19 protein-coding genes are annotated in these 19,169 nt (G+C 37.9%); 4 read left to right on the forward strand and 15 right to left on the reverse strand.

Annotated features, from left to right (window positions below; all coding sequences use genetic code 11):
• Window positions 1-695: 695 nt before the first annotated feature.
• Entirely contained in the window at window positions 696-1,427 is a 732-nt protein-coding gene (locus tag IGI73_RS15290) for a MerR family transcriptional regulator (RefSeq protein ID WP_208769816.1), read from the forward strand.
• 15 nt (window positions 1,428-1,442) lie between these two features.
• A complete protein-coding gene (locus tag IGI73_RS15295; RefSeq protein WP_142967667.1) occupies window positions 1,443-1,769 on the forward strand; it encodes a YbjQ family protein in 327 nt (108 codons plus the stop codon).
• 161 nt (window positions 1,770-1,930) lie between these two features.
• Here the strand turns inward: IGI73_RS15295 and IGI73_RS15300 are convergent, their stop codons facing one another.
• From IGI73_RS15300 to IGI73_RS15360, 13 genes are all read right to left on the reverse strand, one after another.
• Window positions 1,931-2,323 (reverse strand): hypothetical protein, encoded by a 393-nt coding sequence (locus IGI73_RS15300; RefSeq protein WP_142967668.1) that lies wholly within the window; start codon window positions 2,321-2,323, stop codon window positions 1,931-1,933.
• 13 nt (window positions 2,324-2,336) lie between these two features.
• Window positions 2,337-2,630, reverse strand: a complete 294-nt coding sequence (locus IGI73_RS15305; RefSeq protein WP_086338792.1) for a hypothetical protein — start codon at window positions 2,628-2,630, stop codon at window positions 2,337-2,339.
• Window positions 2,631-2,805: 175 nt separating this feature from the next.
• Window positions 2,806-3,012, reverse strand: coding sequence for a hypothetical protein (locus IGI73_RS15310; RefSeq protein ID WP_005230526.1), 207 nt, complete (start codon window positions 3,010-3,012; stop codon window positions 2,806-2,808).
• Window positions 3,013-3,125: 113 nt separating this feature from the next.
• The gene (locus IGI73_RS15315; RefSeq protein ID WP_016608533.1) at window positions 3,126-3,617 is read right to left on the reverse strand and encodes a helix-turn-helix domain-containing protein; all 492 of its coding nucleotides are present in this window, start codon (window positions 3,615-3,617) and stop codon (window positions 3,126-3,128) included.
• Window positions 3,618-3,896: 279 nt separating this feature from the next.
• A complete protein-coding gene (locus tag IGI73_RS15320) occupies window positions 3,897-5,057 on the reverse strand; it encodes a hypothetical protein (RefSeq protein ID WP_208769814.1) in 1,161 nt (386 codons plus the stop codon).
• The gene (locus IGI73_RS15325) at window positions 5,054-5,731 is read right to left on the reverse strand and encodes an ATP-binding cassette domain-containing protein (RefSeq protein WP_208769813.1); all 678 of its coding nucleotides are present in this window, start codon (window positions 5,729-5,731) and stop codon (window positions 5,054-5,056) included. The genes IGI73_RS15320 and IGI73_RS15325 overlap by 4 nt, the downstream gene beginning before the upstream one ends.
• A 61-nt stretch (window positions 5,732-5,792) precedes the next feature.
• Window positions 5,793-6,071 carry a hypothetical protein gene (locus tag IGI73_RS15330; protein WP_208769812.1) on the reverse strand — a complete coding sequence of 93 codons (279 nt, stop codon included), beginning with the start codon at window positions 6,069-6,071 and terminating at the stop codon, window positions 5,793-5,795.
• A gap of 798 nt (window positions 6,072-6,869) precedes the next feature.
• Window positions 6,870-7,481 carry a protein adenylyltransferase Fic gene (gene fic / locus IGI73_RS15335; RefSeq protein WP_208769811.1) on the reverse strand — a complete coding sequence of 204 codons (612 nt, stop codon included), beginning with the start codon at window positions 7,479-7,481 and terminating at the stop codon, window positions 6,870-6,872.
• A gap of 308 nt (window positions 7,482-7,789) precedes the next feature.
• Window positions 7,790-8,650 carry an AraC family transcriptional regulator gene (locus tag IGI73_RS15340; protein ID WP_208769810.1) on the reverse strand — a complete coding sequence of 287 codons (861 nt, stop codon included), beginning with the start codon at window positions 8,648-8,650 and terminating at the stop codon, window positions 7,790-7,792.
• Between the two features lie 595 nt (window positions 8,651-9,245).
• Window positions 9,246-9,872: a helix-turn-helix domain-containing protein gene (locus IGI73_RS15345; RefSeq protein WP_208769809.1), complete on the reverse strand. Its 627-nt coding sequence runs from the start codon at window positions 9,870-9,872 to the stop codon at window positions 9,246-9,248.
• An 82-nt stretch (window positions 9,873-9,954) separates the two neighbouring features.
• Window positions 9,955-10,473: a hypothetical protein gene (locus tag IGI73_RS15350; RefSeq protein ID WP_208769808.1), complete on the reverse strand. Its 519-nt coding sequence runs from the start codon at window positions 10,471-10,473 to the stop codon at window positions 9,955-9,957.
• Window positions 10,474-11,242: 769 nt separating this feature from the next.
• Window positions 11,243-11,386: a putative holin-like toxin gene (locus IGI73_RS15355; RefSeq protein ID WP_015510573.1), complete on the reverse strand. Its 144-nt coding sequence runs from the start codon at window positions 11,384-11,386 to the stop codon at window positions 11,243-11,245.
• A 267-nt stretch (window positions 11,387-11,653) separates the two neighbouring features.
• Window positions 11,654-12,550 carry a LysR family transcriptional regulator gene (locus tag IGI73_RS15360; RefSeq protein ID WP_208769807.1) on the reverse strand — a complete coding sequence of 299 codons (897 nt, stop codon included), beginning with the start codon at window positions 12,548-12,550 and terminating at the stop codon, window positions 11,654-11,656.
• 110 nt (window positions 12,551-12,660) lie between these two features.
• On the opposite strand from IGI73_RS15360, the gene IGI73_RS15365 reads away from it, so the two are divergent.
• On the forward strand, window positions 12,661-14,328 hold the full coding sequence (locus tag IGI73_RS15365) for a malolactic enzyme (protein WP_208769806.1): 1,668 nt from the start codon (window positions 12,661-12,663) through the stop codon (window positions 14,326-14,328).
• Window positions 14,329-14,341: 13 nt separating this feature from the next.
• Window positions 14,342-15,622, forward strand: coding sequence for a 2-hydroxycarboxylate transporter family protein (locus IGI73_RS15370; protein ID WP_005230514.1), 1,281 nt, complete (start codon window positions 14,342-14,344; stop codon window positions 15,620-15,622).
• Window positions 15,623-15,802: 180 nt separating this feature from the next.
• Here the strand turns inward: IGI73_RS15370 and IGI73_RS15375 are convergent, their stop codons facing one another.
• A complete protein-coding gene (locus tag IGI73_RS15375) occupies window positions 15,803-17,185 on the reverse strand; it encodes a lytic polysaccharide monooxygenase (RefSeq protein WP_185953250.1) in 1,383 nt (460 codons plus the stop codon).
• Window positions 17,186-17,461: 276 nt separating this feature from the next.
• Window positions 17,462-18,985, reverse strand: a complete 1,524-nt coding sequence (locus IGI73_RS15380; protein WP_208769804.1) for a flavocytochrome c — start codon at window positions 18,983-18,985, stop codon at window positions 17,462-17,464.
• Between the last annotated feature and the right edge of the window lie 184 nt (window positions 18,986-19,169).

The raw sequence follows: 19,169 nt of genomic DNA on the forward strand, positions 1-19,169 counted from the left end.
ACATCTAATGCTTGTCTTACACCTATTAGATTACAAGCTGTGATCAGAAAAAGAAAATCGATATTTTCATAGCATCCTGCATATTTACGCAAACGTCTGAAAATAAAGAACTTATTTAACGAGTCGTTTCCTAAATAGAAGAAAAGATTCGAGTAATTTGAATCCCCAAACAGAAAATATTTCTGTCGTAGGAATTGATAATAACACGCTCATTCATGAACGCACTTTGTTGCAGAAATCAAAGAATTCGCAAAAAAAGCACCACTTCTCTTAACGATTCATTTTCTTTCTCAAATGAGGTAAGTGAGTGTAATCTTACTTTTCATCTGGATTCTTGATTCTCATTTCCTTACACTCAGGCAACTATGGATATTCTATACTATCTAACTTTCCTTATTGTTTATTATTCTCTTTTTCCATAATCCAAATAAAGTTGTTTCTGGCATGTCTAAGTACCTATTGAACTCAAAAAATCTAATTTCCATTTTTTCCAGAGAATTCATTTTGCTAACTTACTCAATCAAACTGTTCCAATTCAATCACTCATTTTTATCGCTCACTATAAACGAACGCCTCTCCCAACACACTACAAAAAACAACCGAGAGAAACTTGAATATAACCATCTAAACTTTTCTCATAAGCTATTGACTGTGTGGTTACCCGACACGATATACTTATCCTCAGGAGGCTGCTTATGAAATTACTTACAACAAGTGAACTAGCATCATTGTTTTCTATTTCGAAACACACCATTCGACACTATATTGATATCGAATTGCTCACACCAAAGGAACGAAATGAAAACGGGTATTTTTTCTTTGATGAAGAAAATATCTACAAACTCTATCAGATTCTCGTTTTTAAAAATATTGGTTACTCGCTTCGTTCCATCAAAACCATTTTGACCCAATCAAACATGGCACCTTTTTTTACTGAAGCCGAACAAACGATCCAAAAAAAGATCGATGAATTGCTGGCTATAAAAAATACCGTACACGCCGTTATCGAAGCCCAAAATTCCTACAAGTTAAACGAAATAAGTTTCTTCGAGAGGTCCGATCGTTATTTTCATTCTTTTCCAGAATCAGTTGTGGAAAATGGCGAGGTGGATTTGATAAAAGCCAATAATATGAATCTATCCTCTCTCGATCAAATTTTTTATGTTCATCGTGAAAATGAAGATATCCCTTGTCTTGAAAGTAAAAAGGAAGAAGGGGAATTTGCTTTTACTAAAGGGACTTATGCAAGTATGAGTTTTATCGTGGAGACGGAAGATTGTATCAAACAAAATATCGACCTTTTTTTAACTGACAAACTGCTGTCTGTCAGAAATATTTCTCAAAATCAACTCTTATTTTTTGAAAACGTCTATTGCTCATTAGCCTATAACAGCGCCACTATTTTTACTGTAGAAATGAAATTGTGAAAGAAGGAATCTATTATGTATTTAGTAACAACCGAGACCATTGCAGACCAAAAAATCAGTGAAGTAAAAGGAGCTATTTTTAATGAACAAGTGATTTCAGTAAACATCGTAAAGGACGCCATAAGTGGGATAAAAGGGATATTTGGTGGAAAATCTACTACCTATTCTGATGAATATTCTAAAGGAAGAAAGCTGGCTCTCGCGGAGTTGGAACAACAAGCGCATCGCTTATCGGCAAACGCCATAGTCAATACGCATATCAGCTACAATCAATTTGTAAATTCAGATATTATGTTAATTGTGGTGACAGCCAGCGGAACAGCGGTTGTTATTGAAGACTAGAGAATTCTGTATGTTTTTATAAAACGCGTTTCAAAATAAAGAAGACACGGTGCGGATCACCGTGATCTGATTTATTTTCATTGCGCTTAAAAGATCATTTATTTCATTAAAAAAGCGACCGCATAAAAACGGTCACTTCTGAGATCAAATGGAAAATTCTACTATAGCGTTTGTTTTTTCCGATTTAATCGATGCTCATTTATTACGAAACCAACTATCCCTACCAATATAGCTACAACAGAAACGATTAGGTCATAGACAGTCAGGTCATGAAATCTAAGAACCGGCGCTACTAAAGTAACGAGGCTAAACAAAAACACCCGTTCACTTTTATGAAGATTTGGTTCATAAGTCATACTTGTCCAAGTGACACGAATAACGTTGTGATGAAGCAAAGACCCCCATAAAATGACCAGTACGATGAAAGTGAGAATGATCATAAGTATCGCCGTTATGCCATAGTACTTCACTTGTCGTATAAGTGAGGACACTATAGCCAAAAGTAAATAAAGACCCACCAATCCTAACCGCCGCTTCTTTTTGATAGTATTCATAGTCACACCCCCTCTAGACAAGATTTAAATAAATAACCAGAAAAATGACGAAACAAGTGACGGTCAGTTCGATTATATTTTCTGTACGTCTCGTACGGTTCTTTAAAAAAATACCCGGAGCAGTCGAAGAAAATTGGGAGCGATATTTTTGGGGGATAAAAAATCCTACTAATATTCCTACTAGGACCAAGTAGAAGGGCCAGTTCGGTGAGATCCCGCGATTAAGAAAAGCCATGGCGAATGCAATCACGTAAATCACTACCTGAATAACCGTAATACTGTAAACCTTTTTTAAATCTTTCGACATCGTTGTGCCCTCCAGTAGAAGAAAAAAATCTTGATTGTAATAGAAGTGCTACGGCGTAACCGAGTTTTATAAAACTAACTGACCAGATTACAACATCCTTTTCAACCGCATAAGCTGTCAATGAAGCGAATCTGCCTCGCATTTGAAAGGATGTTGTTGGCTGATCACCTATCCGCTATCTCTCGGTTAACTCATCCCTGAATTTCAGGAATAGCTCTTTCGCTTGTCCTGTGCTCATGTTTGTCAGATCTTTGATTTTCTTGACCATGCCAATATCATTTTCGTTTTTTGAAAGCATTTGTCGTGCCATTTCTTCTTTGATTTCTGCTTCTTCTTCCTTCGTTAAATTTCTGACTTCTTTCTTTTTACCAAATAGTCCCATCCTGCTCTCTCCTTCTTGTAAAATTTATGCGCTTTTCACACCAGCCAGACTGAGTACTCTTTTTTATCTAAAATGCTGTTTTTCTGTCCATGACTTGATTCCTATAATCTAATCTACCATTTCCGTCGAAATCGAGGAAATGGTTCGTTCTCTTTTTTATTTTTAGGGAAGATATAAAAATAAAACACGGAGCCAATGATAATCGCTGGCGGCACAGAGATACTCAATAGTTTTAAAGCGGTGGTTAACAATACACCAAATTTTTCTTGAATAGAAAGATTCATAATCGTGCTGAAGTCTTGATTGAACGAAGTTATGATCATCGTGGCAAAAAAGATCAAGCAAAAACTAATCACCCCATACTTGATACTTACTTTTAAATCATCATTGTCTTTCTTAGTTTCTTCCAAAAGTAATGTTTCTAATGAGATATCCAATTCTTCGGCTATTTTGATCATATTTTTTTTGCTAGGGTACGTAGCACCTAACTCCCATTTTGAGATCGTCTTGTCACTTACTTCTAATAATTCTGCGAGCATACTTTGCGTTAGCTTGTTTTTTTCTCTATATTCTTTCAGCTTCATTGCTAATATCGTTTCTTTCATTCCAACCACTCCTCATCCATTTCTACCCTTCATTTTGACATAAAACCTATCATTTAACAGGAATTCTTGAAAAAGAGAGTAGAATAGAGGGGATTTTTAGTTATTTTCGATAGAATCATTCATCAAGCAGATCGTTTTCTTAGTTTTTTGTTTTTTGTGATATCAGCCATTTAAGGAATGATTTGTTTTTTTATTTCCAAATTAAAAATAAAAACATGTTATTAATAAAAAAGAGAAAATGAGCGTTTTCTCTTTTACTCTTCCTGTTCTACATAGTATTTAGTATAAATTCTTTTCCTTAATAAGATACTTCGAAAGTAAGAAAAGAGCTATAGACAAAATAACTAAATAAATTGATCCCACAATCCAAGTAGTATCATTCATAAAACTTTTCGATTGTGATATTACTGAAAATGAATCTAAATAGCTTAGTGGAATATATTGAATATACTCTTTTACCAAAGGATGATCTTGAATCAACGAAAATCCGTAGTAAACAAGTACACTACTACCTATTACAATAATGTTCTTTTTTATCAATATTCCCAATGCTATTAGCAACATTGATATAAAAGCAAATACAACTAGACTATAGGTGATGTAAGAAAGCAAAAATAAAGAAACAGGAGTGATGGATATATTATTAGGATCATTTCCAATAACTATTGGCGAAAGTGGTGAGCCAAATCCATTCATCAACCCTTGGATAATAAAGTTCAACAATGATAACCCTATAACTATACTAAACATACCCACCAATGAAACAACAAATTTCGATAAAAGAATATTTGCTTTCATTTTGACCGTTAATGAATAAAGAAACCGACTTTTGTTTTCATAATCTCCGCTAGTTAAATCTCCAAAAAACACTAAAAGTAATAAAATGAAAATAACCGAAGACAAAAAGCTACTAGTTATTTCTCCTAAAGAACTCCAAGCTTTCACTGGAATATCCAGATCAGTATCTACTTCTATCTGATTATCGAAAATATATTGCAATTTCATTATTCTAGGCTTGGACGAAACGTTCATAGGGTCTACGTCGGGATGCTGATAGCCATCATCCATTTCATCTGTAAACTCTAAAATTGTTTTTTCTAAGGACCAATATTGATTCATATTTGATTGCTCTAATGCTGTTCTTTGCTGATGGATAATATTTAATATTTTATCAGTTTTCTCAATATACTCGCTAAGAAACTTTTTGTCTTCTTCGTCAATGCCCGTGACTTCCATCTCAAGTTTTGCATTATCTTGTTCAGAAGAAATCATAGAAATACGATCCTCTAACTCAGGTAGTGTAGTATCAATAAAGCGATTGCTTAATCGATTGGTTGAGTATAACTGTACTCCAATTAGTAATACTGCAAATACGAGCATTGCTTGATTTTTTTTATTATTTATGAGTTTTAAAAATTCCAAGTAAATAATTTTTTTCATATAGCTTCACCAACATTAAAAACATATTGTTCCAGATACTCTATAGAGATCTCTTCTTTACTATACTCGACGATTTTTTGATGAGTAAAAATCAAAATTTTGTCAGAGAGTTCAGTGACATCTATTAATTGGTGAGACGAGAAAAAGATAAGTTTATTTCCTTTTAGTTTATTCAATAACCGAATGGCTAATTTTCGATTTTTTGGATCTAATCCATTAAGAACTTCATCCAGTAACAAAATATCTGTGTCGAGACTTAGTGTCATAATCAATAAAAGCAATTGTCTCATCCCTAAAGAATACTTCTTTACTTTTTTCTTTAAAGCATCTGAAAAAGAAAAATAAGCGACATACTCTTTTACTAATTCTGGATTAAGATTGGGAAGAGCTTCTAAATGCTGTTTTCCTGTCAATTCTTGACTCAAAATTTTTTCATCTAAAAAAAAGGAAACTTTGCCTACTGCATCTGCTGTACTATTGATAGTCTGATCAAACACTCTGATTTCTCCCGTAGTCGCTTTTAAAATACCAGAAAGCAGCGAGAGAAATGTAGTTTTTCCTACCCCATTGGGTCCAATACAACCGATAAGCGAATGCTTTTCAAATGTTAAATTGCAGTTATGAAAAATCGTGGTACTACCAAATTGTTTACTCATGTCTCTAATCTCAATCATTGTTGTATCACTCCTAAAACTGGCTATTAAGAAAGGAAGGGGATGTCTTTTAAACGTTTATTTATCTATAATCGTAGATATAGTTTGTAGTAACAATCGCGTTAAGTCCAGAATAGTATTTAGTTTTTTTCTCATCGACAAGGTGACAATATCTTGTATAGCGAATTGTTCTCCAATAATTGGTTGTAGAAGTAATCCGTCCCAATATATCTAACACTTGTACTCGACTACTTTTTACCGTTACATCATAAGTCGCAGCACTTGCAATGCTAGATTCCGCAGCGAAAAACAATGAGGCAATAGTTATAACTAAAAAACCAACATTAACAACTTTTTTCATCTTATCCTCCTAGTAAAGCCCCTTCCTTTTAATTTAATATATAGCAGAAAAACGAAAAAGTCTATATTTTCTGACAATTTAAATTTAAATAAAATGATTCATTAAAATTAAAATCAATCAAATGATTTTAGATTTTCAACAAATAGGAGCTACAGTTATTGCCTATGTACCGAGTAATTTCATCAGATCGCTGGGGTTTGGAATTAAATCGAGTATTGTGTCGACAAATACGAATCAATCGGTTTCACTTGTCTCCGATCGTATACCGCATAGCATACAAAAGAATCACAGCAAAGACGAGTATCGATTTTAAATAATAAAAAATTAAGCACAATGCAAAGAAGAAGCGAATCTCTCTTAGACTCACTTCTTTTTGCTAGCTATAAAAAATTACTATATCCACAAATGAACGTATCAGGCGAGTTAACTCATAAATATACCCGTTTTCGTGAGCAAGCATTATTAGTAGGATGATAACAAGCACAACATAACTTGAGATAAACAGTACTCGCGCTGCTGCTGAAGTTAATCACATCGGTTGCATTTTCATAAGCTAACTGACTCGTAATTACAAGAATTGAGTTAATATATGTCATTGGGCGATAATACAGATACTTAGATGTAGGGGCTATTTTCCCTGTTAAAATGATTGTCCCAAGCATAGCGCTAGTAGAAATTAAAAACGTTGTTAGCCCTCTTTTTGCCAGTATTGAGATTAAACGCAAGTACCTATTTATTTTTTCTTTTGTCCTTTAAAAAGTGGTTCAGACACGTGCATAGTCATATTTTGTATCTCTCCTACTCTGACAAATCATCTATCGTATATTTGGAGAAACCTTCATAGAAATAGCTGACGTCGATTCCTTTCATATACAACTCGCGATCATTAATTTTGTCAGTCAATGCCTTAGAAATTAGATAGCGTATCTCTAAATCATTTATGGGACTTCGCTCCATTGCCGAAAGGTAATCTTCTTTATTGATCAAGTTCCAATCTACAACCTTTTGCACTTCTTTTTTTAAAATGAGAGCCAGCCAAATTCTAGTAGTCCGACCATTTCCTTCACGAAAAGGGTGAGCGATATTCATCTCAACATATTTTTTTATAATCTCCTCAAAAGAAGTTTGCGGTAGCTGATCAATATGCTTTAACGAACGCTCCAAGTACATAATCGGCGCAAATTGAAAATTCCCTTTTGCGATATTGACCGTTCGAATGTTTCCAGCAAAATCATAAATCTCTGAAAAGAGAAATTCATGAATTTCAGCTAAGCCTTTAAAAGTACCCACTTCGATTTCATTTATTTTCCCCGAATCGTATAATTTTTTCGCTTTTTTCTTGCTTAGTTTTTCTTCAGCCCTGTCTAATGCAGCTTGATTGGTTAAACCCAAATTGTTATCTAAAATCATGCAAAATCCCCTAACTTAATGATATTAGTTTATAAACTACTCTCAAGTCTATTATACTGAGCATTTATTTGTGTATCAAAAACTATTAAGTTTCTTACCCCGTAACTCACACTTAAAAATCTTACTTAAAAAGGAGTCTGAAAGAAAAAAAGAATATTCAAAATTTTTTTCTAACTAGCTACATCACATCTATGTATTGACACTCAAAGAACCAGAATAAGTCATCAGAAAGCAATGAGATACCTCTGAAAGCCGACTTTTTCTGGTTAATGATGATCTTTACTATATCTTTGCGTTGAAAGAATTGTTTACTTCTCTTTCACTGCAACCCAAATCTCACTGTAACAATTTTCTAAACCTTCATCATAGTTTGTAAATGAAATCTCTGGGGCTTGGACCAATTCGTAGTTTGAAGAGGGCAGCCATTCAGAATAGATCTTTCCCCAAGTATCTTGTAAAGTCTGAGGAAATGGTCCCTTGTTTGGGAAAATCGCCCATTTATGTTTCGCAATAGGTAGTTGCTCCAAATCATCAAAAAGATTTTCTTGTGTTGTAGCAAAACCGATGAAATGTGTTAGTTCTCCTGTTTCTTCCATCCTTCCTTCATCGAACGCGTAGGAAGCATTTAACACCTGATTAGGATACATATTCCCTAATTCACGCATTTCTGTTCGTTGCTTTTCCGTCATTGATTGTGCCAGCTCTTGAACCGCCTTGTTTGTTCCTTCAAATTGTATGGGAACACGCTTTGAGACACCCACTAAATTGAATGTGGGTTTTTCTTCAATTTTAAAATCCATTGAAACTCCTCCTTTAACATTAATATAAAAGGACAGTGGAGGAAAAGACTTTTGAAACTGATTTTTGATAATCTCGGAAGGCAAGAAGCCTGACCATTCTCGGAATGCTCTTGAAAATCCCTCTACGGACTGGTAGCCATATTTAAAGGCTACTTCTGTTACGGATTCACCTTTGATTAAATCACTATTAGCCAATGCCAACCGTCGATTTCTGACATATTCTGCTAATGAAATCCCAGCAATAAAAGAAAACGTACGCTTTAAATGATATTCAGATAGCCCAATCGTTTTAGCAGCCTCTGTCAGTGAAATCTCTTTTGTTAATCGCTCTTCGATATAAGTCATCAACCGATTCAACTCTTGAATCATTTCTTCCACCTCGCCTATGTACTGATTCTATATAAGATTCCGTTATTGGACTTGATAAATGCTAGACTAATATTATCGGTTGCACCCATTGTAATGACGAATCGTTTAAACTTCATGCACGTACTCCTATAAAAATAGCGCCCTTTTCCAACTCATTTGTCTTCAACACCTATTAAACACCTCCTTGCTCACAATTGCTAACAGAATACTCGGTAGATTTGAATGAGTCTAGAAAGTTTTTTATCGCTTTTCTTTGACACTTCGTAGATCCTCTTCCTGTAATGATTTGGATAATATAACTACGTACTTGGATAGTGATTCAGATTTTTACGAACAATCATCGATAGAGGTAAAATAGATTCGTATCTCCTGTCCTAGCATAGTTTATTAAATCAGATGTTAAATTTGTAATATTAAGTTGATCAAAATAAAGAGTGCCCAGATAATAACTCTGGACACTCTTCATTTTGTGGGTAAAACAAACTTCGGGTTTACAATACACTCTATTAAATAAGGGGAAGATTTTCCTAGGTTGACATTACCTGGATACTCTCACGTGCACTATATGTTCGTTAAGTAATACTCAACGAGAGAATTAGTTAGTTACAGTTCCTGTTTCTAAATCGATGATATAATTCGTGTTTTTAATTTTGATGGTTTGCTTATCAGATAGAAAATCATTAGGAATTTCTAAATTCACTCTCTTCTTTGGATTAAAAATAGCTTGTAGCTGAATCCTTTTCGAAACTTCAATAATCCCCTTTCCATCCTCTAGATCCGGATAATATTCCCAGACTTCAGGTTGTTCAAATACATTGAGACTCAATTGAACCTCAACATTAGTGTGACCCTTTGATTTAGTAACAGCAACAGAATTTACATCGCCGTTACCAATATCCATTGAGGGAGAAAAATAGTTTAAAACAAATATAGAAATTAATACGGTTAAACAAAGTGTCGCTATTTTCCATCCTTTGTATTTTTTTGACATATTAACCTTTTGTGCGAAATCTTTTACCATTACAGAATCACCTCGTAAAATTTCATCTAAGGAAAATTCAAAAAAAATGCTAAGTTCTACAAGAGTATCTATATTAGGGTATGATAATTCATTTTCCCAGCGAGAAACAGTTTGACGTGTAACATTAAACTGCTTCGCAATGTCTTCTTGTGTTAAATTTAAATCAGTTCTCTTTTGGCGTAACATTTTTCCGATTTCCATAAATAAAGTTTATCCTCCAAGGGTTCATTTGTTTAGCAATTGCCATCTAACAATTGATTTTGTAAAACATAAATTGCTCTAATTATTTTATTGTACCTGTAAACGAGTAAGAATTGTTTATCAAGTTACCATTGTAAAATTGAGCATACCAAGTTGTACTAGATTTAATTCCATTCCAAGTTACTGTTCGGCTTTTCCCTGCTTTAACAGAAAAAGAAATATACGTTGTACTACTATTTTTACACTTTATATCTATAACATTTTTTCCTGTATTACTAATCGATACAGTATAAGAAGTCTTTCCTTTGAATGTATAAGAAGAATACACATATCCCCCTCGATCACTACTTCCACTAAGGGAATATTTACCTTTGGAGGCTATATTCCAATTGCTACTTGGCACATTAGCTCCTCTAGTCAACCCAGGGATAGTTATACCAACATTTTCAATTGGTTGATCGCTTAAATTGGCATCCGTTTCAACATCACTAATAATTTCAATTCCCTCAGAAACCCAAATCTCTGATTCTTCAGCTGAGGCTGCTATCCCCCCAATAAATAAAGATAGAACAGCTGCAATCCCTAAAACAATTTTTCTCACAATAATCATCTCCTATTTTTTCTGATTACTATATCAGTCAAGTAGGATTATACATTGTGTGCGACAAAATAGGCACGCAATTATCATGTTACATCCCTGAAAACATGCTATTCTACCGTATTCACCTTTCTATTTTTTTGCCCCTCATCTTTTCATGGGGGATCCACTCTTCTAAAGATTCAACTTTTACACCAACATCTTCGATCTATCTTTTTTTGCTTTTGTACGATAAGGTTAACTATTTTAGTAATCCCTTGAAAATAAAAGGTCAGTATTCTGGTAATCCTCTTGATTTATAGGCTGATCGATTTCATCGTAAATTTTACCATAACTTAATACCGACAGAATAACTGAACATAAATTTTGTTACGTGTTTCTGAACACAATAATTAAGACGAATGAATAAACCTGTAGTCTACGATGGATCACTTTCTTGATCAACTGGTAACCAACTTCATCAGCACCAGAAAATACTTCAAATGGAGAATTATTGTACCTTTTACCATCTTCGAATCCATAGAAATCTTGATTGGTAAACAAGTGATACGCCAAAGCGACCAATCGTTGCTCCCCACCACTTAGGAGGACAAAAAAATAGACGTGCAATAGCACGTCTGTAGCGTCAATGATTGATATCTCACCGAAATCTTGCTATAATTATTGTGTAAAGAGGAGTTGCGCGAACAACTCCCCTACAGCACCGTTTACGACGGTGGCAAGTTTTATATTATTTTAGTAATCAGTCAACTCGCCAAAGTTTAGTGACTGGTTACTTTTTTTTGTCGTTTTTTGCTGCAGTTAGGATGCCAAAGATAATCGTTGCGATTAAAGAACCGAAACTAATCATTAGCCCTAATGCTTCAGCTACAGACAAAAGGCTTCTCCTTTCTAAAGAGTGAACACTTACTTTCATAAGCACCACCACCTTTCAAAAGATAGCCACCGTCACAAACTTTACTGTCCTACTATTATACCAAAAATCCACGCTAAAAACCGATAGTTATCAAGGTTTTTAGCGCTTTTTCATGCGATAAAAGGGCTAAAATAAAGGAAGCTTTTTCTCGTTTCATCGTTTAAAGGAACCATTCACTCGTTTTATCTACTTTGAAAGATTTTTCTTACCTCAAGAACACATACCGACACTATTTTTCTCTGACCTTACCTCAAGCCCCCCCATTCCTCACCCTTCATCCTCCCAAGACAGCTCATCCAAGATCCTGATCAACTTCTGAACTTCTTGATTCAACATCGCACTCTTTAAATAGGCATATTGAATATAAAAGATTTCCTTATCTTCAGGGACTAGTGGTATTTTCACTAAGCCTTCCATTTCTTGAAACACGGGAAATTCCGTCATCAAGGTAATGCCGATATTGGAACTGACCAACTGACCAATCGTCTGAACGTCTGAAAAATAAAAGGGGACTTCGGGCTTCTTCTTTGATTTCTCACTTAAATTCTGAAAGGCACGCATGTGGGTATAGCCTTTTTCCAATAAGATAAAGGGATATTCGGCAGCTTCTTCAAATGAGATCTCCTTTTTTTCTGCCAATGGATTTTCTTTTGACACAAAAATAAAAAACTCTTGTTGGTGCAATAATTTCACCTGCAGATTCGGGTGGACGAGGGGATTGACACTGCCCAGCAAGCTAAAATCGATTTTTCCTGACAATAGTTTCGAAAGTAATTCATTGGATCCCCCAGATACTAAGTGGAAATTCGAAATAAAGCGGATGATCTCTTTTTCATCTAAGAGTTTTGAAAAAACTTTGGAACGAATGATTGGCGGCAAACCGATGTGGGTCCGGTTGTTTTTAGCATGGTCGATGGCTCGGTCCAAGGTCACAAATTCATCTAAGATATATTGCGCATGAGCCTTCAAAATTTCCCCCTCCGTGGTCAATGAGATGGAGCGATGAGAGGCTTCTCGCACGATCAAATCACAGCCATAATGCTCTTCCAAGCGTTTGATAGCATAGCTGACGGTTGGTTGACTGACAGCAAATTTATGCGCCACTTGCGTAAAAGAAAGCATCTCTGCCAAAGCGTTAAAGTATTCTAAATCTCGTATGTTCATCGTCTGATTTCTCCCTTAGCCGATTCAAGCTCGCATCGGTTTTGTTATAAATAATTTTTATTATACCACCGATAGTTGACTATAATTCCATGCAAGGATTAAAGTAGCTAATGGAAATAAACGAGTACTCAAAATACACCTATTGGAGGAACATAATGAACGCACATGACATTTTAAATAACCCATTTTTAAACAAAGGAACCGCGTTTACGCAAGAAGAACGAAAAGAACTAGGGTTGATCGGTTTATTGCCCCCTCACGTGCAAACGATCGAAGAACAAGCAGAACAAGCCTATTTGCAATATGTCACCAAAGAATCAGACATTGAAAAACGTCACTTTTTAATGGAGATCTTTAATACCAATCGGACATTGTTCTACTATTTGTTCAACCAACATATCGTTGAATTCAATCCGATCGTCTACGATCCAACGATTGCTGATACCATTGAAAATTACAGCCGCCTATTCGTTGATCCTCAATATGCAGCATACTTAGATATCAATCATCCAGAAAACATCGAAGAAACGTTGAAAAACGCCGCTGGCGATCGGGACATTCGTTTGATCGTAGCCACTGACGCTGAAGGAATTCTTGGCATTGGTGACTGGGGTGTCCAAGGTGTCGATATTTCTGTCGGTAAATTGATGATTTATACAGCAGCTGCTGGGATCGACCCTGCTTCTGTTTTACCAATCGTGATCGATGCTGGGACCAACCGTAAGGAATTATTAGAGGATCACTTGTATCTAGGCAATCGTCAAGAACGTGTCTACGGTGATGCCTACTACCAATTCATCGACCAATTTGTTCAAACGGCAGAATCATTATTCCCTAAACTTTACTTGCATTGGGAAGACTTTGGCCGTTCAAATGCTGCAACGATTTTGGACAAATACAAACAATCAATTCCAACTTTTAACGATGACATCCAAGGAACGGGAATCGTTGTACTGGGCGGTATCTTCGGCGCATTAGATATTACAGGTGAAAAGTTAACAGATCAAATCTACTTATGTTATGGTGGTGGTTCCGCTGGTGCTGGAATTGCCAGTCGAGTCCATGCCGAAATGGTCAGCGAAGGGCTTTCAGAAGAAGAAGCCTACAATCATTTCTTTATGGTTGACAAACAAGGGCTTTTGTTCGATGATATGTCCGATTTGACTCCTGCACAAAAACCATTTGCCAAAAAACGGGCTGACTTTGCCAATGCTGGCGATATGACGCAATTGATCAATGTCATTAAAGTCGCAAAACCAACGATTTTGGTCGGTACTTCAACCAATGCGGGTGCCTTTACCAAAGAAGTTGTGGAAGCGATGTGTGAAAACACTGCTCGTCCAGTGATTTTCCCTATCTCGAATCCAACCAAAAAATTAGAAGCAACGGCTGAACAAGTGATCGAATGGTCTGATGGAAAAGCCTTTGTGGCAACCGGTGTCCCTTCAGGAACGATCCAATACAAAGGGGTCGACTACCAAATCGGCCAAGCAAACAACGCCTTGATCTATCCTGGTCTAGGATTAGGTATGTTGGCTTCAGAAGCTTCTCTCTTGACCGACGAAATGATTGGTGCCGCTGCTCACTCATTAAGTGGTTTGGTTGATTTGAGCCAACCCGGTGCACCTGTTCTTCCACCATTTGAATACGTTGCGGACGTTTCTATCAAAGTGGCTGAAGCAGTTGCCAATAAAGCCAAAGAACAAGGGTTAGCCCAAGCGCAAGAAACCGATATGGCAAAAGCTGTCCAAAATCTTAAATGGTATCCAACATACTAGGAAGGTCTGAAAAATGAATAAATTAAAAACGATGACGATTTCGGGAATTAGTCTTCCCTTGTATCTCTTTTTCATGGTTGTCATATTCAGTGCAATTGCCTTAGACAAATTGCCATTAAATATGGTTGGGATCACCATTTTACTGGTTGCCTTAGGACACCTGCTGTATTTCATTGGGGAAAAACTCCCGATCATGAATTCTTATCTTGGCGGCGGATCAGTTTTTACCCTGCTTGGTGCCACTCTTTTAGCCTCCTTCCATCTCGTACCCACGAAAGTCATTGACGCGGTCAGTGACTTCATGGGGGGCGGTTTTGGCTTTCTTGATTTCTATATTGCCGCTTTGATTTGCGGCTCGATTTTAGGGATGAACCGTAATTTGTTGGTGAAAGCTTCTACGAAATTCATTCCCGTTGCTTTGATCACCATGGTAGTAGGCTTTTTCTCCGTCGGCCTTGTCGGTATGCTGCTAGGCAATGGCTTTGCTGATTCGGTGATGTACGTCTCTTTACCAATGATGTCTGGTGGGATGGGTGCGGGAATCACCCCACTTTCACAAATTTATGCTGATGGCTTGGCAAACGGTAATCAAGCCGCCATCTTTTCTCAATTAGCGCCAGCAGTTACTTTCGGGAATATTCTTGCCATTATTGGTGCTTTATTTATCGCAAAGGCCTTTGCTAAAACCAAATACAATGGCCATGGTACACTGATCAATGCCACGAAAGAAGAATTAGAAAAACCAAAAATAACGCTTGATGCCCAACAAATCGGGGTCGGGATGCTGTTTTCCTTCTCACTGTTGGTCGTTGGTGCAATTTTAAGCGACTTTTTCCCTAAAATTCACGAGTATGCCTTTATGATCGTGATTGTCTTTATTCTAAAAGCCTTGAACATTGTCCCTAAGAAACTCGAAGATTCTGTGGTGATGTTCAACAATGTTGTGATGACGAATTTGACCCATGCGGTCTTGGCGGGGATTGGTTTGGCACTGATCGATCTGTCAACATTGGCTTCTGCCTTTACTTGGCAATTTGTCGTGCTTTGCCTAACCAGTGTCGTATCTATGGGGGCTGCCAGCTGGTTCTTCGGGATGGTATTGGGGATGTACCCCGTTGAAACCGCAATTGGCGCCGGTATGATCAACAACTCCATGGGGGGAACAGGCAATATCGCTGTATTGTCTGCCTCTGATAGAATGGAAATGATTGCTTTTGCCCAAATGGCCAACCGTTTATGTGGTGCAATCGTGCTGATTTTAGGTGGGATCTTGATCCGTTTCTTCTATTCTTGATCAAGAACAAAAAACAGGTGCTACTACGCATGATGCATAGCAGCACCTGTTTTTGCATTCCTCAAACGAATTCGTCCAATTGGTTGCACGAATCAAACAAAGGTTCAATCATTTCCTCATAAAAGAGTCAAAAAGAGCAGTGCCACCGCACTGCTCTTGCGTTACTGATTCATTCAAGGGTTACAGCTTCTGAAACAAGGTTGGTGCTTGATCAGGAGACCAAGTGGTGTCCCCGTAATTTGAGTGGGTGTTGATCACGACATAGTTGCTGCCTTTATGGCTCACGATTTCACCGCTTGTATACACTTCTGGTGCAGAGAAAGTACCTAGTTTCCACACACGGTATTCTGACTCCCCGCCTCCAGGTGTTTCCGTTTCTTCTTTGGCATTGGTTTTCACGCTCAGCTGGTTACTGAAAGCGGATTGTTCGCCCGTTTTACTGATTGCTTTGATTTGGTAATTGTAGGTTGTGTCCGCTGCTAGATTCGTGTCTTCATAGGTTGTTCCTGTGGCTGTAGCAATTTTGACGCCATTGCGGTAAACGTCATATCCAGCGATCCCATTTGTATGAGTCGATGCTTGCCACATTAAGGACACGCTGCTGTCTGTCACGCTCATTTGGTGCAGGTTGCCTGGTGTCGAAGGGGTTTCGACTTGATTGTCTGCTGCGGTAGTCACTTTCACTGCAGCACTTTTTTCTGAAACTAACGCCGTAAAGCCGACAGCTTCTACTTGATAGCTATAGGTTGTGTTGGCTTTTAATTGCGTGTCGATAAAAGTTGGCTCAGTAGTCGTTGCCACTATGGCACCATCACGATACACGTTGTATTCCTTCGCATCGGTTTGACCGTTCCATGCTAAAGCCACCGTGCTGCTAGTCACTCGTTCTGAACGGACATTTGCCGGTGCTGCTGGTTTTTCAGGAATGACCGTTGAACCAGAAACGTTAACGTCGATCACGTTATAAAAGGCATTTGGCGTATCGGCAACATCCCATACCGCTAAAATGACATGGTAACCGAGACGATTTTCTGGAATAGTAATGGTATGGCTTGGACTATTGCTGGCAGCCGAACCATCGTGATTCACAGTAGCGATCAATTCCAAGCTATCTCTTGAGAGTGGCGCGTTTTGATCCCAACCTGGTTTCGTGATATAGTAATGCCATTTTGTGGTCTTGTGAGGCGCTGTATAATGCCAACTGACCCGCAATGGTCCTTGATTGATGTCTTGTTTGGTCCAACGATTGGTTCCTTGTTCATCAAGAACAAAGTCCCCGATTTGTCCGAGTCCACCATCTGCCGAAGCGATGCGACCATCTACTGGTCCTGCTTCTGGAAAGCCTTTTTTAGTTTCCAATGATTGTGGGTTTGAAATGACATTGCCATATTTTTCAAACGCAGCGCTCCACCCTAACGTATTGCGATCCAAAGACCCTTGATAGCCCCGACTGACCGGTGATTCCACATAACCATGAGCAAATACTTGTTTCCCCGTGAAGAACAAGGTCCCTCCAAGTAAGATTGCCACCCCGACCGACCATTTTACCAATGCGTTTTTCATACTCTGCCTCCTAAAATTTTTTATCATCGAATAAACCAATCCTATCCGTTTATTCATTGATTCCGATTCATTGAAAAGCAAACCCTACTGACAAAAACATTTTGTTTATATGTGAATTATAAATTATCAAATCATTATAAGATTATAATGACTAGTTTTCCGTCCTTTCAGTGAGAAATACAAAAAACTTGAAACGATTCTCCTCCTAATCACTTAAGAGGATTCGTTCCAAGTTTCTTTCTTTATATACGGTCTTTTTTAGGAAAAAACAGCCGCTTATTTCCCGTTTTCTTTCACATAGTCAGAGGATTGCGCGCCTGCTTGGCGACCAAAGACCATAATGTCGGCTACAGCATTGCCGCCGATTCGATTTTGTCCGTGGATACCGCCGGTCACTTCACCTGCTGCATACAAGCCAGTGATTGGTGTGCCATCTTCTTTCAACACTTGGGTCTTCGTATTGATTTTGACGCCGCCCATTGTGTGGTGGATCCCAGGTGCGATTTGAATCGCATAGAATGGCCCTTCTGTCAAATCATAGTCCATCGCCGTTTCACGACCAAAATCTTTGTCGGCTTTGTCTGCGACTGTTTGGTTCCATGTATCTAAGGTTTTCTTCAAGGTTGCTGGATCGACATCGATTTTTTCAGCTAAGGCTTCGATGGTATCGGCTTCTACCACTACACCTTGTTCTTTGTAGTAATCGACTTGTTTGGCTCTACCTGCTAACGCATTGTCAAAAATCAAGTAGGCATAGCTTTCTGGCAGATCCGTAATAGCAGCTGAAACATTGTCGCGGGTTTCTAATTCATTGTAGAAACGTTCCCCTTGTTGGTTCACCAAGATGGCGCCTTCTCCACGAACGGTTTCACTGATCAACATGCCTGTATCTTGAACCACTGTTGGATGGACTTGGATTTGATCCATATCAACCGTTGCACCGCCTAATTCTTCGATCATCTTGATACCATCGCCTGTACTTCCTTCAGAAGTCGTGCTGACATAGCCTTTCAGATCTGGACGGTATTTTTCGATTAGTTCTTTGTTGGAGCCAAAACCACCCGTAGTAACAACCACCGCATCACCAGCGATTTCTTTTTCTTCGCCATTGATTTTCACGTTGACACCAGTGACTTTGCCGTCTGTTTCATTGATTTTTGTCACATCAGCATTTACAAATAAAGGAATTTCTTGCTCATGAATGTTTCTCAATAGACCATCCACCAAATACGTACCGACTGCTGAACCGTCGTGAGGGCGATGGATCCGTTTCACACTGGCACCGCCGCTATAGCTGATATTGTCTAAAGTGATCCCCATTGAATCCAACCAATCAATTGCTGAAGCAGAGTTGTCTACTAAATAATGCAGCAATTCTTGATCGTTGGTTCCTTTACCACCTTTTAGGGTATCTTCAAAAAATCGTTCATTGGAATCTTCAATGCCTTGGGCTTCTTGGAACTTGGTTTCTGATGCGTTCATTCCGCCAGAAGATTTCAAGGTATTTCCGCCTGCGATCGGCATTTTTTCTAAAATGACTGGATTCATTCCAGCATCTTTAGCCGATAAGGCTGCTGCCATCCCTGCACCGCCAGCACCAACGATGACGATATCATATTGATCTTTTAACTCTGCTGGATCGGTATACTCTTGTTGGGAAGCACCTGAAGTGACTTCACTTTCTGAAGAAGAGCTTGCCGCACTGCTGCTGGCTTTTGTTCCGCCATCGGCACCACATGCACTAAGCAACAATAATGAGGCTGCCCCAATCACCCATTTTGACCATCCACTTTTTTTCATTTGTTTCCCTCCGTTTTTCTTGCTCTTTTCTCCTCACTGATCCCCGTCATATACGATAAGAAAAGCAGCATTTTTCTTGCGAACTCCGCCCAACTTGTTACTTTATTAACAATGATAAACATCTTGCGATCGGACTATTTTTCTATTCGATAGCGATAAAAACATTGTTTAAGCAACATTTCAA

Origin of the sequence: Enterococcus sp. DIV0755f, from assembly GCF_051713725.1 — a bacterium.
Taxonomy (GTDB): Bacteria; Bacillota; Bacilli; order Lactobacillales; family Enterococcaceae; genus Enterococcus_D; species Enterococcus_D casseliflavus.

What these genes read in the sequence shown, in the direction of transcription:
- IGI73_RS15290 (WP_208769816.1), top strand. Translation starts at nt 696, where the DNA reads ATGAAATTACTTACAACAAGTGAACTAGCATCATTGTTTTCTATTTCG.
- IGI73_RS15295 (WP_142967667.1), top strand. Translation starts at nt 1,443, where the DNA reads ATGTATTTAGTAACAACCGAGACCATTGCAGACCAAAAAATCAGTGAA.
- IGI73_RS15300 (WP_142967668.1), bottom strand. Translation starts at nt 2,323, where the DNA reads ATGAATACTATCAAAAAGAAGCGGCGGTTAGGATTGGTGGGTCTTTAT.
- IGI73_RS15305 (WP_086338792.1), bottom strand. Translation starts at nt 2,630, where the DNA reads ATGTCGAAAGATTTAAAAAAGGTTTACAGTATTACGGTTATTCAGGTA.
- IGI73_RS15310 (WP_005230526.1), bottom strand. Translation starts at nt 3,012, where the DNA reads ATGGGACTATTTGGTAAAAAGAAAGAAGTCAGAAATTTAACGAAGGAA.
- IGI73_RS15315 (WP_016608533.1), bottom strand. Translation starts at nt 3,617, where the DNA reads ATGAAAGAAACGATATTAGCAATGAAGCTGAAAGAATATAGAGAAAAA.
- IGI73_RS15320 (WP_208769814.1), bottom strand. Translation starts at nt 5,057, where the DNA reads ATGAAAAAAATTATTTACTTGGAATTTTTAAAACTCATAAATAATAAA.
- IGI73_RS15325 (WP_208769813.1), bottom strand. Translation starts at nt 5,731, where the DNA reads ATGATTGAGATTAGAGACATGAGTAAACAATTTGGTAGTACCACGATT.
- IGI73_RS15330 (WP_208769812.1), bottom strand. Translation starts at nt 6,071, where the DNA reads ATGAAAAAAGTTGTTAATGTTGGTTTTTTAGTTATAACTATTGCCTCA.
- fic (WP_208769811.1), bottom strand. Translation starts at nt 7,481, where the DNA reads ATGATTTTAGATAACAATTTGGGTTTAACCAATCAAGCTGCATTAGAC.
- IGI73_RS15340 (WP_208769810.1), bottom strand. Translation starts at nt 8,650, where the DNA reads ATGATTCAAGAGTTGAATCGGTTGATGACTTATATCGAAGAGCGATTA.
- IGI73_RS15345 (WP_208769809.1), bottom strand. Translation starts at nt 9,872, where the DNA reads ATGGAAATCGGAAAAATGTTACGCCAAAAGAGAACTGATTTAAATTTA.
- IGI73_RS15355 (WP_015510573.1), bottom strand. Translation starts at nt 11,386, where the DNA reads ATGAAAGTAAGTGTTCACTCTTTAGAAAGGAGAAGCCTTTTGTCTGTA.
- IGI73_RS15360 (WP_208769807.1), bottom strand. Translation starts at nt 12,550, where the DNA reads ATGAACATACGAGATTTAGAATACTTTAACGCTTTGGCAGAGATGCTT.
- IGI73_RS15365 (WP_208769806.1), top strand. Translation starts at nt 12,661, where the DNA reads ATGGAAATAAACGAGTACTCAAAATACACCTATTGGAGGAACATAATG.
- IGI73_RS15370 (WP_005230514.1), top strand. Translation starts at nt 14,342, where the DNA reads ATGAATAAATTAAAAACGATGACGATTTCGGGAATTAGTCTTCCCTTG.
- IGI73_RS15375 (WP_185953250.1), bottom strand. Translation starts at nt 17,185, where the DNA reads ATGAAAAACGCATTGGTAAAATGGTCGGTCGGGGTGGCAATCTTACTT.
- IGI73_RS15380 (WP_208769804.1), bottom strand. Translation starts at nt 18,985, where the DNA reads ATGAAAAAAAGTGGATGGTCAAAATGGGTGATTGGGGCAGCCTCATTA.